We start from the raw sequence: 677 nt of genomic DNA, 5'->3' as shown, positions 1-677 counted from the left end.
ACCAATTTGACAGCGCTGGATGTCGGCGGCGCGAGGTCTCCGTTCGCAGATAGCGCATGCACAGACTACACCCATGCGTTCACCGGCACAAATCTGAGCACAGACAGCATCGACGCGATCCTGATTGCGATTGCATCCGCAGGGACCAGCGGCGGCAGTTTCGACCAGTCGGGCGGGTCTGCTCCGGGCGGGGTAGGCAAGGCGGCGATTGATGCGCTGCGGTCACGGGGCTGGCAAATCACGGTTACAGGAGGCTACTGATGCGGCATTCACTGGTTGTTATCGTCCCGGCAGACCAATGGGACACATACCGCGCTATGGCGCAGGCCATGGGCTACGAACCGGGGGCAGGCGTCCCGTTGTCGGCAAACGGCATATCGCCGGAAACCCATCGCGGGTTGCATGACGCGGCATCGTCCAGCCGGGTTGCGCTGATGACCGGCACCGTCGCGCCCGTCGATCTGCCGGGGCACACGGCTGCAGAGATCGCCGACGCGATCAGTCAGTGTATCGTGTCCGCAGATCCTGCGACCGGCGAGCGCAATGCGGAGCATTTCGCACGCGTGCTGGAGGCACAGGGTCTTGCAGTGGTCGATTTCGACGCCGGTTAGCGGCCTCAAACCAGACCGAAATCACTACGGCTCGCTTTTGGCGGGCTTTTTTCATGGAGAAAACGA

General features: G+C 62.3%; 2 protein-coding genes. Both read left to right on the top strand.

Annotated elements, in window-relative coordinates:
* Nucleotides 1–261 (top strand): hypothetical protein (locus E1297_RS48885; RefSeq protein ID WP_209015556.1); only part of this gene is annotated, 261 nt, incomplete at its 5' end.
* Entirely contained in the window at nt 261–611 is a 351-nt protein-coding gene (locus E1297_RS00995) for a hypothetical protein (protein WP_155132775.1), read from the top strand. The genes E1297_RS48885 and E1297_RS00995, both read left to right, overlap by 1 nt.
* Nucleotides 612–677: the final 66 nt, after the last annotated feature.

The organism is Roseibium sp. RKSG952 (genome assembly GCF_009711355.1).
Note: the sequence above shows the minus strand (reverse complement) of the source record. Positions and strands in the feature narration are given on the sequence as shown.